Source organism: Mesorhizobium sp. PAMC28654, assembly GCF_020616515.1.
Taxonomy (GTDB): domain Bacteria; phylum Pseudomonadota; class Alphaproteobacteria; order Rhizobiales; family Rhizobiaceae; genus Mesorhizobium.
Map to the genome: position 1 here is coordinate 3,163,130 of NZ_CP085135.1, position 11,972 is coordinate 3,175,101.

The 11,972-nt window shown below is 63.8% G+C and carries 11 protein-coding genes and 1 pseudogene; 9 read left to right on the top strand and 3 right to left on the bottom strand.

The annotated features are described in order from the left end of the window. The first annotated feature begins 23 nt into the window (after positions 1–23). The 8 genes from LGH82_RS15515 (at position 24) to LGH82_RS15550 (ending at position 7,433) form a co-directional block, all read left to right on the top strand. The gene (locus LGH82_RS15515) at positions 24–1,667 is read left to right on the top strand and encodes a dihydroxyacetone kinase subunit DhaK (RefSeq protein WP_227349292.1); all 1,644 of its coding nucleotides are present in this window, start codon (positions 24–26) and stop codon (positions 1,665–1,667) included. A 72-nt stretch (positions 1,668–1,739) separates the two neighbouring features. Continuing rightward, the gene (gene dhaL / locus LGH82_RS15520; RefSeq protein ID WP_227349293.1) at positions 1,740–2,342 is read left to right on the top strand and encodes a dihydroxyacetone kinase subunit DhaL; all 603 of its coding nucleotides are present in this window, start codon (positions 1,740–1,742) and stop codon (positions 2,340–2,342) included. Then, positions 2,339–2,728, top strand: coding sequence for a dihydroxyacetone kinase phosphoryl donor subunit DhaM (gene dhaM, locus LGH82_RS15525; protein WP_227349294.1), 390 nt, complete (start codon positions 2,339–2,341; stop codon positions 2,726–2,728). Before dhaL ends, dhaM begins: the two co-directional genes overlap by 4 nt. A 22-nt stretch (positions 2,729–2,750) precedes the next feature. Next, the gene (locus tag LGH82_RS15530) at positions 2,751–3,053 is read left to right on the top strand and encodes an HPr family phosphocarrier protein (RefSeq protein WP_227349295.1); all 303 of its coding nucleotides are present in this window, start codon (positions 2,751–2,753) and stop codon (positions 3,051–3,053) included. After that, the gene (gene ptsP, locus LGH82_RS15535; RefSeq protein ID WP_227349296.1) at positions 3,037–4,638 is read left to right on the top strand and encodes a phosphoenolpyruvate--protein phosphotransferase; all 1,602 of its coding nucleotides are present in this window, start codon (positions 3,037–3,039) and stop codon (positions 4,636–4,638) included. The genes LGH82_RS15530 and ptsP overlap by 17 nt, the downstream gene beginning before the upstream one ends. An 11-nt stretch (positions 4,639–4,649) precedes the next feature. Beyond that, positions 4,650–5,072: a hypothetical protein gene (locus tag LGH82_RS15540; protein WP_227349596.1), complete on the top strand. Its 423-nt coding sequence runs from the start codon at positions 4,650–4,652 to the stop codon at positions 5,070–5,072. A 33-nt stretch (positions 5,073–5,105) separates the two neighbouring features. Further along, a complete protein-coding gene (gene dhaK, locus LGH82_RS15545; RefSeq protein ID WP_227349297.1) occupies positions 5,106–6,092 on the top strand; it encodes a dihydroxyacetone kinase subunit DhaK in 987 nt (328 codons plus the stop codon). 315 nt (positions 6,093–6,407) lie between these two features. Then, entirely contained in the window at positions 6,408–7,433 is a 1,026-nt protein-coding gene (locus LGH82_RS15550) for a nucleotidyltransferase family protein (protein WP_227349298.1), read from the top strand. Between the two features lie 6 nt (positions 7,434–7,439). Here LGH82_RS15550 and LGH82_RS15555 read toward each other — a convergent pair whose 3' ends face one another. Genes LGH82_RS15555 through LGH82_RS15565 form a run of 3 tightly spaced genes read right to left on the bottom strand, consistent with a single transcriptional unit; the run spans position 7,440 to position 9,153 of the window. After that, entirely contained in the window at positions 7,440–8,438 is a 999-nt protein-coding gene (locus LGH82_RS15555) for a serine kinase (protein ID WP_227349299.1), read from the bottom strand. Continuing rightward, positions 8,435–8,869, bottom strand: coding sequence for a lasso peptide biosynthesis B2 protein (locus tag LGH82_RS15560; protein ID WP_227349300.1), 435 nt, complete (start codon positions 8,867–8,869; stop codon positions 8,435–8,437). Before LGH82_RS15560 ends, LGH82_RS15555 begins: the two co-directional genes overlap by 4 nt. Beyond that, positions 8,869–9,153 (bottom strand): PqqD family protein, encoded by a 285-nt coding sequence (locus LGH82_RS15565; RefSeq protein WP_227349301.1) that lies wholly within the window; start codon positions 9,151–9,153, stop codon positions 8,869–8,871. The genes LGH82_RS15560 and LGH82_RS15565 overlap by 1 nt, the downstream gene beginning before the upstream one ends. Before the next feature lie 893 nt (positions 9,154–10,046). On the opposite strand from LGH82_RS15565, the pseudogene LGH82_RS15570 reads away from it, so the two are divergent. Then, positions 10,047–11,952 (top strand): annotated as a pseudogene (locus LGH82_RS15570) (propionyl-CoA synthetase). Positions 11,953–11,972 lie beyond the last annotated feature (20 nt).

Below are 11,972 nucleotides of genomic sequence, written 5' to 3' on the forward strand. Positions count from 1 at the left end.
ACCAATGGAACTGGACGAATTCGATGAAGCACTTTTTCAACCGCCGGGAAACGATCGTCACCGAGGCGCTGGACGGCCTGTTGCAGACCATTGGCTCAGGCGAACTCGCCCGTCTCGACGGCTATCCCGAGATCAAGGTCATCCTGCGTGCCGACTGGGACAAGGCAAAGGTCAGCGTCGTTTCCGGCGGTGGGGCGGGGCACGAACCGTCGCATGCCGGCTTCGTCGGCAAGGGCATGTTGACGGCGGCGGTGTCGGGCGAGATCTTTGCCTCGCCAAGCGTCGAAGCCGTGCTGGCGGCCATTCGCGCGGTGACCGGCCCGGCCGGCTGCCTGCTGATCGTCAAGAACTACACCGGCGACCGGCTCAATTTCGGCCTGGCGGCCGAGAAGGCGCGGGCCCAAGGTTTTCGTGTCGAGATGGTGATCGTCGCCGATGACATCGCGCTCCCCGACATTGCCCAGCCGCGCGGTGTTGCGGGCACGCTGTTCGTGCACAAGATCGCCGGCCACCTGTCGGAATCCGGCCGCGACCTGGCTGATATCGCGGCGGCGGCACGAGCGGCGGCGAAGGACATTGTTTCGCTCGGCGTGTCGCTGTCGTCCTGCTCGATCCCCGGCCAGCCGCACGAAGACAGGTTTGGCGAAAACGATGGCGAGCTTGGCCTCGGTATCCACGGCGAGCCGGGCGTCGAGCGGATCGCGGTGCAAAGCGCCGACAGGCTGGTCGCGATCATGGCGGAGCGCCTCGCCGCGCGGCTCGATCCGGCAGACAGCCATGCCTTGCTGATCAACAATCTGGGCTCGGTACCACCGCTCGAAATGTCCGTTATCGCCAATGCGGTGCTTGCCTCGCCACTCGCCAAAACCATCAAGCTGACGATCGGCCCCGGACCGCTGATGACGGCGCTGAACATGAACGGCTTCTCGCTGTCGCTGATCCGGCTCGATGCGGCGCGCGAGACGGCCTTGCTGGCGCCGGTCGGCCCATATGCCTGGATGCCGGCAAAGCCTGTTGTTGCGCCGGCTGTGCTGCCCCTGGCGAAAACGGCCGGCGAAGGCACGGCACGCAAGCCTAGCCAGGATGCGCGCACCAGACGCCTCATCACCACCATTTGCGAAAGGCTGATCGCGCTCGAAGCCACCTTGAATGGGCTCGACGCCAAGGCGGGCGACGGCGACACCGGCTCGACGGTAGCGACCGGCGCGCGCAGCGTGCTGGAGCGACTTGATACGCTGCCGTTGGCCTCCCCCGCGGCAACCCTTGGTGCGCTGGGCGACATCCTGAGCTCATCCATGGGCGGCTCCAGCGGAGTGTTGCTGTCGATCTTCTTCACTGCGGCGGCGCAGGCTTTGGATGGCGGCGCCGACCTGGCCAAGGCGATGCTTGCCGGGCTTGAGCGGATGACTTTCTACGGTGGCGCCGGAATTGGCGATCGCACCATGGTCGACGCCTTGGAGCCCGCCTTGAAAGCACTCGGCGCCAACGGCCTGGAGGCAGCGGCGGCAGCAGCCCAAAGGGGTGCCGAGGCCACGGCGGCCATGGACAAGGCCAAGGCCGGGCGATCCGCCTATGTCGGAAGCAAGCTGCAGGGGGTGGTCGACCCCGGCGCCCATGCGGTGGCCGAGGTCTTCGCGGCCGTCGCCGCGCTGCATGCCACGGCCTGACGCATGCTCCAGTTGTCGAATGACCGATCTTTCGCTACTGCCGGCAGGATGGAAACCGGGAATTCGGGTGACATGGCCGCGTTGAACCTTGCCAGGCTGATCGCCGCCGCCGCCGATACGATCGCCGCTCACGCCGAGGCGTTGACGGCGCTCGACCAGGCGATTGGCGACGGCGACCATGGGCTGAACATGAAGCGCGGGTTCGAGGCCGTGCGCAATGAAGCCGAGGCCTTTTCGACCAAGCCGCTGCCCGACGCATTGAAGGCGATCGGCACCAAGCTAGTGATGACGGTCGGCGGTGCCTCCGGCCCGCTGTTTGGCACCTTGTTCATGGCGCTCGGCAAGGAGATTTCGGCTGAGCCCGATCGCGCGAATCTGACGACGGCTTTTGGCAAGGCCATCGACGCTGTGGCGGCGCGCGGCAAGTCGCATGTCGGACAAAAAACCATGCTCGACGTGCTGCAGCCGGTGCATGACGCGTTGTCGCAAGGAAAGACCGCGGCGGAGATCGCTGATATCGCCGACAAGGCCGCCGAGGCAACAATACCAATGAAGGCCCTGCGCGGCCGCGCCTCGTTCCTTGGCGACCGTTCGATCGGCCACATGGATGCCGGCGCGCGCTCGACCGCGTTGCTGGTCCGGACAGTGGCCGAGACCATCGGGGAACGCATATGAGCAATGTCGGGATCGTGATCGTCTCGCATTCGCCGCTGGTCGCGGAGGGTACGGCCGACATGGTACGCCAGATGGTGGGCGACGAAGTGCCGCTTGCATGGTGCGGCGGAAACGGCCATGGCGGGCTGGGCACCAGTGTCGAAGCCATCATGGCAGCCATCGAGAAGGCGTGGTCGGAAGCCGGCGTCGCTGTTCTCGTCGATCTCGGCGGCGCCGAGACCAACAGCGAGATGGCGGTGGAGATGATCGGCGAGCCGCGTGCGCAGAAGATCATCGTCTGCAACGCGCCGATCGTCGAAGGCGCGGTGATGGCGGCAACCGAGTCCTCCGGTGGCGCCTCGCTCAAGGAAGTGGTGGCGACGGCGCACGAACTGTCGCCGTCGTGAGTAAACGGGAATTTTAGAAGACATGTCCGCAGCCGCCGAAGCGACCGTCCTGATTGCCCACGAGGTTGGGTTGCATGCGCGTCCTTCGGTGAAGTTCACCAAGCTTGCCAAGAGCTTTGCCGCCGAGGTGGAGATTGCGCTTGCCGCCAACGGCCCATGGTTCGACGCCAAGAGCATCGTCAAGGTGATGGCGGCCAAGGCGCCGAAGGGCACGCTGCTGCACATCAGGGCCAGCGGCGACGGCGCCAAGGAAGCCGTCGGGGCGCTGGTCGAACTGGTGCGACGCGATTTCGACGAAGGCGCGGACCATGCCCGAACCGCTTAGGCTCCAGGGCATTTCGGCCTCGGCCGGCTATGCCGAAGGCCCGCTGTTCGACCTCGACAGGATCGCGTTATCCTATGTCGGCAAGGCAACCGCCGCTGACGAGAAAATAGCGCTCGAAACCGCAATCGGTATCGCAACGGCTCGTCTCGGCGCGTTGATCAAGATGGCTGACAACAACGCGGCCGACATTCTCGAATTCCAGATCGCCATGCTCGAGGACGACGCATTGAGCAGCCCGGCCTTTGCCGCGATCGCGTCCGGCCGGCCAGCCGATGCAGCGTGGCGACAGGCGCTCGACGCCGAAATCGACGGATATGAGGTATCGGAGCAGGATTACTTCCGGGCGCGCGCCGCCGACATCCGCGATATCAGGGACCAGGTGCTGCGCGCGCTGACCGAGGACGGCGATATCCAGGCGCCAGCCGGCGCCATCTTCTATGGCGAGGACATCGCGCCGACGCGTTTTCTCGAAACCGACTGGAGCAGCGGCGGCGGCATCGCGCTGAAGGCCGGCAGCACGGCAAGCCATGTCGCCATGCTGGCGCGCTCGCGTGGCGTGCCGATGGTGGTCGGGCTTGGGGTGGTCGGCCTTGGCCACCCGTCGGCCAATCCCGCCGGCATAGCGCTGCTCGACGCTGAACATGGCGGCATCGTGCTTTCACCCTCCAGGGCCGAGATCGATGCCTTTCGCCAATCATCTCTATCATTCGCGGCGCGGCGCGACCGAGCCGCGACATTCCTGGCGCGGCCGGCGCTGACGAAAGCCGGCACGGCAGTGTCCGTGCGGGTCAACATCGCCGATCCGTCCGATGTCGATGGCATCGACATCGCGACCTGCGACGGTGTCGGCCTCATGCGTACCGAATTCCTGTTCGGCAAGACATTGCCGGATGAGGAGACGCAGTATCGCTGTTATCGCAAGGTGCTGGAGTGGGCCGGCGACAAGCCGGTGACGATCCGCACCGTCGATGCCGGCGGCGACAAGCCGGTGCCCGGTTTCACCGTCGAGGAGGGCAATCCGTTCCTCGGCCTGCGCGGGATCAGGCTGTCGCTGGCGCGGCCGGAGGTGTTTCGTGTACAAATCCGCGCACTGCTGCGCGCCGCCATCCATGGCAGTCTGAAAGTGATGTTCCCGATGATCGCTGTTGTGGAGGAATACAGGCAGGCAACGGCGATGTTCGCCGAAGAGCAGGTCGCGCTCGATGCTCGCGGCATCCCACACAAGATGCCGCCGCTCGGTATCATGGTCGAGGTGCCTTCGGTGGCGATCATGCCGGAGGCTTTTACCGAAGCAGCCTTCTTCTCGATCGGCTCCAATGACCTCACCCAGTATGTGATGGCGGCGGCTCGCGACAACGCTGCCGTGGCATATCTCAACTCGGCCCGTCATCCGGCCGTGCTGCGGCTCGTCGCCGCCGTGACGGCATTTGGCCTGCGTCAAAAGATCCCGGTCAGCCTGTGTGGCGATGCCGGTGGCGATCCAGCCTCGATCCCCGCGCTGCTCGAAGCAGGCCTGCGCGACCTGTCCGTCGCGCCGGCGCAACTCGCCATGGCCAAGGCGGCCATAGCGGACGTTTCGATCTAGGCATGGCTGGCATGGTCGACAGGACGCCTGAACCCGGTTCCGAAGAGGCCATCCGCGCCTACAAGACAATCCTGTCGCACGTCATCGACCAGCGGCCGTCCGGCATGCGACAGCGCCTTGCCGACGCGCTTGGCAAGCACCGCAGTTTCGTTACGCAGATTTCCAGCCCGGCCTATTCAATCCCGATTCCATCAAAACATTTGCCGGCTATTTTTTCAGTCTGCCATTTCAGCCCAGCTGAGCGCGACCAGTTTCTCGCCGCCTACCATCAGGCGCATCCCGGCAAGATCTCGGTGGCCGCCGGCATGCGCAAGACGCGGCATGTATCACTGATCGTTCCCGATTTCGGCGACGACAAACAAAATGCCGCGCTCGACCGTGCGGTCAATGATTTCATCCAGAAGATCACAAGCATCACCGGAAAAGGTGGCTGATCGGTTGGAGGCCTATTTCGGGAGGAGACGGCCGTGAAGAAATTTATGAACTCGGTGGACATGGTGCTGACCGAGAGCCTCGACGGTTTCGTCGCCGCCCATGCCGACATCCTTGTGCTTGGTGACGAGCACAAGTTCATCCGCCGCAAGAGCTTGCGGCCTGGCAAGGTGGCGTTGATCTCGGGCGGCGGCTCGGGCCATGAGCCAATGCATGGTGGCTTTGTCGGCCACGGCATGCTGGACGCGGCCTGCCCCGGCCAGGTGTTCACCTCGCCGACGCCCGACCAGATGCTGGCGGCGGCGGAAGCCGTCGACACCGGCGCCGGCTGCCTGTTCATCGTCAAGAACTATGAGGGCGACGTGATGAATTTCGACATGGCCGCCGAAATGTCGGAAGGCATCCTGCAGGTGGTGACCAATGATGATGTCGCCGTCGAGAATTCATCCTTTACGACCGGCCGGCGCGGCGTCGCCGGCACGCTGGTGGTCGAAAAGATCGTCGGCGCGGCGGCCGAGCATGGCCTGGCGCTGGCGCTGCTGAAGGCGCTGGGCGATCGCGTCAATGCTGCCACCCGTTCGATGGGCGTGGCGCTGACCAGTTGCACGGTGCCGGCGGCGGGAAAACCGACTTTCGACATCGGCGAAGGGGAGATGGAATTCGGCGTCGGCATCCACGGCGAACCCGGTCGCCGGCGCGACACCATGAAAAGCGCTGATGCCATTGCCGAGGAAATCTGCACCGCGATTGTCGGTGATCTGGGCGACCGGGCGAAAGGAGCGGCGCTACTGTTCGTCAACGGCTTCGGCGGCACGCCGTTGATGGAGCTCTATCTGATGTACAACAGCGCCCGCCGGATTTTCGAGAAGCACGGCGTAACGATCACCCGCTCGCTGGTCGGCAGCTACGTCACGTCGCTCGACATGGCCGGCTGCTCGATCACACTGACCATGCTCGACGACGAGATGACCGGCTGGTGGGACGCGCCCGTCCACACGGCTGCGCTGCGCCGGGGCATGTAGGACATGCGTGCTACTACCAATCGGCCCGAGCCGGTAAAGCCTTGAAAATGTCGAGCGCCAGACTCAAGTGGCGCAGGGTCAGCCCAGCGGAACGGACGGGCCGGCGTCAGCCGTGACGTTGGACAATTTCCCAGCCTTGCGCAGCACCGGCGCTTGATAGGCTTTCTTCGTCATGCCATTCCCCATTGCCCAATAACAATCAACGCCAGTCAACACATATGTTCGCCCGTCCACAAGAGCAGCTCTGGCTTCGGCTCAACATTTCTGCAACCCTCTTCCCGGAACATCCTGCTCATTGATGAAATTGCCCTGACAATGCTGCCTCCTCTTTCGCCGGCCAACAAGAAGCTGCTGCTACGATACGCCGATCCGGAGGCGTCGATGGTTGGCGACAGGACTGATTCGGCCAACACCCTGTCGGGCTTGCTGGCCAATGCAGAGTTCCATGGCACCCTGCCGATCATGCTGCGCAAACTCCGGGAGCGCGGTGACGAGAACTTGCCGAGGGACGCGGCGTTGCACGCGACGTTGCACGACCTGCGCCAGAAGGCGACGATCATCACCGGCCAATCGATGCTGTTGCAGTACCACGGCGACCGCATCATGAAGGCGCTCACCGCCAACGGCATTCCGGCGCGGATCGTCAAGGGACCGGTCTTTGCGCGAAAGCTTTATCGCAATGTCGCCGACAGGCCGTTTACCGACATCGACATCCTCGTCGAGCCGGCCCGTTTGGCCGACGCCAACCGGACCATCGCGGCATGCGGCTTCGAGCTCGCCGGTGACGAGGCCCAATCCTATGCGCTGCAGGAATTCAAATGGCTCGAAAAGGAGAATTCGAGCCTGCTGGTCGAATTGCATGGCGACCTCGTGCATGATTCCGGCATGCGGCGGCGGCTGTCGCTGGGATATCGGGATTTGCGCGCCATCGATGACGAGGCAAGCGACACGCCGGCGGCGCTCCTGACGATCGCCATAGTCCACGCCGCCGGCGGGCACAAATTCCATCGGCTGCAGCTTTGCGTCGACGTGCTGCAAGGCGTGCGCGCGCTGCGGTCCCCGGACGCCGAAGCGCGCCTGCTCGATGCCGCGCGCATGACCGGCATCGAACTCGAGCTGGCGACCGTGCTCAACGTGACCGGCAGGCTGTTCGACGAAAGACGAGCGCTTGAACTCGCCGGCCGGATCAAGCCCGATCTCGGCATCCGCCTAGCCCGGCGGCTGATCACCAGGAATACGCTGCTGAACGTCAACTCCAGGGACAGGATACGCTCGCGCCTGCGCCGTGACGCCTTCCGCTGGATCCAGAGGCTTGCCAAACCCAGGCCCCGCTTTGCCTGAGCAGCGTCAGCGGCCCTGCTCCTGCCCCGCAAAGGCAGCGCTGATCAGTGCGGCGGCGTCGGCAGGACTGGCGCCAACTTCCAACGTGTAGGTCGGAACGGTGGTCACCAGTCTGGCGATCGTCGACAGCCGACGCTTTTGCAAAGGCAGCAGGCCGGTCATGCCGGTCCTGACATTGTCCGCCGCCAGAGCGACCATCGCATCGGTTTTGGCCATGGCGACAAGCCGGCTCTGACTGTCCATCGACCGCGCTAGATGGAGAACGGCGATGACCGGCCTGATGCTCGAATCCTCGACCCGCACGATCTCGCGCAGGCGTTCCAGCGAAACGGCCTGCTCGCCATTGCTGTCCCATGCGGTGCCCAGGCATGGTGAAACAAACGGAAGCATATCGGCGGTTTTCCGGTGGATCTTCACATGGCGCGGCAAGCCCCAGGCAGACGGCTTTGCCGATGCTCCGGTCACGATCATGGCGTCGTCCGAACAGATGCCGAATCCCCGCGAGGCAAGCGCCAATGATGTCGTGGTCTTGCCAGTGCCACTCGGCGCGTGGATCAGCACAATCGCATCGCGGTCCGGCAATGTCAGTCCAGCGGTGTGAAGCATGTGCTGGCCACCCGCATCCAATGCCATATCGAGCACCAGCATCCATGCTGTCCAGGTGATCCTGGCATCCGGACGGACGCGGATTTCCGCCCAGCCTTCGCCGCCATGGATCGAAAGCGTCTGGCTGGGAAAGACCAGATGAATGACTTCGCCGTCCTGGAACATGCGGCATGGGCCGTCCTCCGGCACCTCGCCGTCGAACACGAGAGATCCGCCCTGCGTTTCCGGCAGGAGCGCCGTCTCGGCAATGCGGACATGAAAGCCCGGTTCGGCACAGCTGGCCATGCGCAAGCTGCCGAGCATCCTGTCGAAGTCCAGCCAAAGGTCTGGACGCTCGGCCAATATGCCGATGACCTGCCCATTGAGAGCGTAGCAGGCCTGGGCCGACGGCCCGGTCATGCTGCGCGCGCCTTTCGCGAATGGGCCTGGTGGCGATAGATTTCCACCATTCCCGGAAGGCTGTCGCTGACCACCGACCTGCCGTCGAGGCAAACCCAGCAATGCGCGGTCATGCGCGGCGCTTGCATCGATTTCGGATCGACGCCGAAGCGCAATTCCGGATCAAAGCCGGCAAAACGAAGAAACCGGTGCGCGAGCAGACCCTCCCGCAGGCATCTGCGGTCACGCATCAGCCATGGACGCCTGACCGCGCGGTTCACCGTTGAAACGATGTAGGACGATGGGAGGCCCCGATAGGGGGTCGGCGAACTGAGCGGCGCCCATTTGAGCACCGCCTCGAAACTGCGATTGGCGACCAGCAGCGGCATCAATCGCGCGCTTGCCCAGACATGGCAGCGGAACAGGGCACGCAGGATAGGTCCGTCGGCCATCACGCGTCCGGAGCGGCAAGAATACCTTCCGAGAGCAGATCGCCGGCCAAGGCCGCCATGTCCTGGTCGAGTGTGTCCTTGTCTATCTCGAATTCAGCGCTGAGCAAGCCGACGATCTGGTCTAGGCTGCGCGCGCCGTCGACCTTGTCGAGGAATGCCTCGGTCGTGCCGTTGCAGGTGTAGAGCTGGCCGCTGCGCGCGAGCAGCACCACGGCTCCGTCGCCAACGTGCTGGACGGAAGCGTCGTCCGCCAAACGCAGAATCGTTTCAGAGGCAATTTCCATCACCAACCCCACCAAGCCATGCGATATCCCTTGAAATGCAGATAGCGCGGCGGTGCCGCGCTGTCTATCGGCCGACGGGGAAGGGCTCGTGCGGTTTTGGGTTGCGATGGGGTCTTGCCCAGTCGCAAGATTGCGTCCGCCGCGCATTAGAACGGTTGATCGTTTCACGGAAAACGCCGAACCGCTCTATCTCTTGTCTTGACGCAATTCCGGACGGAAAAACGTTTTACACTTGTCCTGGAATCGCTTTAGCGACCGAATTCGCCCCAGAAATAGTCATCAATCCTGCGTGACAGGCAAGCGGACTCACCGACAGGGCCGTTGCCTTCCTTCCCCTGAGTAAGGTAAGGAATCCACGGGTCTTGGGGAGATAGCGTATGCGTTACAATTGGGAGCGAGCTCCGACGGCTTTCGAACGCCATCGGAAAGTGCTGGCGACAGCAATTTTGATCTTCGGCGGCTTGGGCCTCATGTTCGTGGCCATGCCGATCTAGGGCAATCGCTTTTCATTCTACTGGACCGTGCGCGATTGCGAGCGGCGACGCCAGATCCCGTGCACTTCAAAAGTCGTCCGAAGCGGTCGGCGCGGATGTTGGCCCGAAGCGTGGGCATCAGGAATGCTGCCATCGAGCGAAAAGCCGACGATACGCCGTGACGCGGAGGCGCCGGCCTTGGCGATCCCGGCCGAAAGCGCGAGCAGCGCAATGGGTATTACCGCAGCAATCAATCCCTACGATCGGGTCATGTGGTGACGCGTTCGCCCGATGGCGCGCGTCTGCAGTCCGGACGGATATCCGACCTTGGCTCATCCCAGACGAAAATGCAGGAAGACATCGCCGGAAAAACCAGCATAGGCTATTGGCAAGACGGCAATGGTCCTGGGGAGGATGCGGATGGCTTCACGCTATCACGAGGTCTATGACGGTTGGAAACGCGACCCGGAAAAGTTCTGGGCGGACGCGGCCGGCGCCATCGACTGGTATTCACCCTATGACAAGGTGTTCGATGCGAGCCGGCGTCTACGGACGCTGGTTTACCGGCGCCACCTGCAACACCTGCTTCAACGCCATCGATCGCCATGTAGCGGGCGGACGCGCCGATCAGATCGCGCTGATCCATGACAGCGCCATCACCGGAACGGTCAAGAAATTCACCTATGCCGAGCTGAAACGCGAGGTCGTCGCTCTGACCTCGGTGCTGAAGAACCGTGGCGTCGGCAAGGGCGACCGTGTCATCATCTACATGCCGATGGTGGCGGAAGCCGCCTTTGCCATGCTGGCCTGCGCCCGCATCGGCGCGGTGCATTCGGTCGTGTTCGGCGGCTTTGCCTCGCATGAGCTTGCCACGCGCATCGACGACGCCAGGCCGAAGCTGATCATCTCGGCATCCTGCGGCCTGGAGCCGGGCCGCGTCGTCGCCTACAAGCCGCTGCTCGACAGGGCCATCGAGATTTCCCGCCACAAGCCGGACGCCTGCCTGATCCTGCAGCGCGACCAGTTGCGCTGCGAACTCAAGGAGAACTACGACATCGACTATGCCGACGCGGTCGCCAGAGAGCGGGCGGCCGGCGCAAATGTCGACTGTGTGCCGGTGCTTGCCACCGACCCGCTCTATATCATCTACACATCCGGCACGACCGGCCAGCCCAAGGGCATCGTGCGCGACAATGGCGGCCATATGGTCGCGCTGAAATGGACGACGGAGAACGAGTTCGGCGTCAAGCCTGGCGAAGTGTTCTGGGCCGCGTCGGATGTCGGCTGGGTGGTCGGCCATTCCTACATCGTTTACGGGCCGCTGCTGCATGGCTGCACCAGCATCCTGTTCGAGGGCAAGCCGGTCGGCACACCCGACGCCGGCACCTACTGGCGCGTCATCGCCGAGCATGGCGTCGTCGCCCTGTTCACCGCGCCGACGGCTTTCCGCGCGATCAAGGGACAGGACCCCAGGGGCGAATTCGTCCCCAAGCACGATCTGTCGAAATTCCGCACGCTGTTCCTTGCCGGCGAGCGCGCCGATCCGGATACCATCAAATGGGCCGAGCAGAAGCTGAACGTGCCGGTGATCGACCATTGGTGGCAGACCGAGACCGGATCGCCGATGACCATCAACCCGGCCGGCCTCGGCCTGCTGCCCGTGAAATACGGCTCGCCCGGCGTGCCGATGCCCGGCTACGACATCCGCGTGCTCGACGATGCCGGCCATGAGGTGCCGCGCGGCACCTTGGGCAATGTGGTGGTCAAGCTGCCGCTGCCGGCCGGCTGCCTGCCGACGCTATGGAACGCCGACGACCGGTTTCGCCAAGCCTATCTCGAAGAATTCCCTGGCTTCTACAAGACGGCGGATGCCGGAATGGTCGATGAGGACGGTTATCTGTTCGTCATGGCGCGCACCGATGACATCATCAATGTCGCCGGGCATCGCCTGTCGACGGGCGCCATGGAAGAGGTGCTGGCCGCGCATCCGGACGTGGCCGAATGCGCCGTCATCGGCATCGCCGATGCGATGAAGGGTCAGGTGCCGCTTGGTTTTGTCGTGCTGTATGCGGGCGTCGCCCGCGACAGCAGTGCTATCGAAAGCGAAGTGGTCGGCCTGGTTCGCGAGCGGATCGGCCCGGTCGCCGCCTTCAAGACGGTTGTGACCATCAAGCGTCTGCCCAAGACGCGTTCGGGAAAAATCCTGCGCGGCACGATGCAGAAGATCGCCGACAAGGAAGCGTGGACGATGCCGGCAACCATCGACGACCCGGTCATCCTCGACGAAATCACCGAAGCGCTGAAGGGGCGTGGTATCGGATTGTAGGACGGGCTGGTTGCCGCCGT

Excerpts from the sequence above, each read along its gene's own strand:
- LGH82_RS15560 (WP_227349300.1), bottom strand. The coding sequence starts at position 8,869 with ATGGCCGACGGACCTATCCTGCGTGCCCTGTTCCGCTGCCATGTCTGG.
- LGH82_RS15555 (WP_227349299.1), bottom strand. The coding sequence starts at position 8,438 with ATGACCGGGCCGTCGGCCCAGGCCTGCTACGCTCTCAATGGGCAGGTC.
- dhaL (WP_227349293.1), top strand. The coding sequence starts at position 1,740 with ATGGCCGCGTTGAACCTTGCCAGGCTGATCGCCGCCGCCGCCGATACG.
- LGH82_RS15540 (WP_227349596.1), top strand. The coding sequence starts at position 4,650 with ATGGTCGACAGGACGCCTGAACCCGGTTCCGAAGAGGCCATCCGCGCC.
- LGH82_RS15550 (WP_227349298.1), top strand. The coding sequence starts at position 6,408 with ATGCTGCCTCCTCTTTCGCCGGCCAACAAGAAGCTGCTGCTACGATAC.
- dhaM (WP_227349294.1), top strand. The coding sequence starts at position 2,339 with ATGAGCAATGTCGGGATCGTGATCGTCTCGCATTCGCCGCTGGTCGCG.
- LGH82_RS15515 (WP_227349292.1), top strand. The coding sequence starts at position 24 with ATGAAGCACTTTTTCAACCGCCGGGAAACGATCGTCACCGAGGCGCTG.
- LGH82_RS15565 (WP_227349301.1), bottom strand. The coding sequence starts at position 9,153 with ATGGAAATTGCCTCTGAAACGATTCTGCGTTTGGCGGACGACGCTTCC.
- ptsP (WP_227349296.1), top strand. The coding sequence starts at position 3,037 with ATGCCCGAACCGCTTAGGCTCCAGGGCATTTCGGCCTCGGCCGGCTAT.
- LGH82_RS15530 (WP_227349295.1), top strand. The coding sequence starts at position 2,751 with ATGTCCGCAGCCGCCGAAGCGACCGTCCTGATTGCCCACGAGGTTGGG.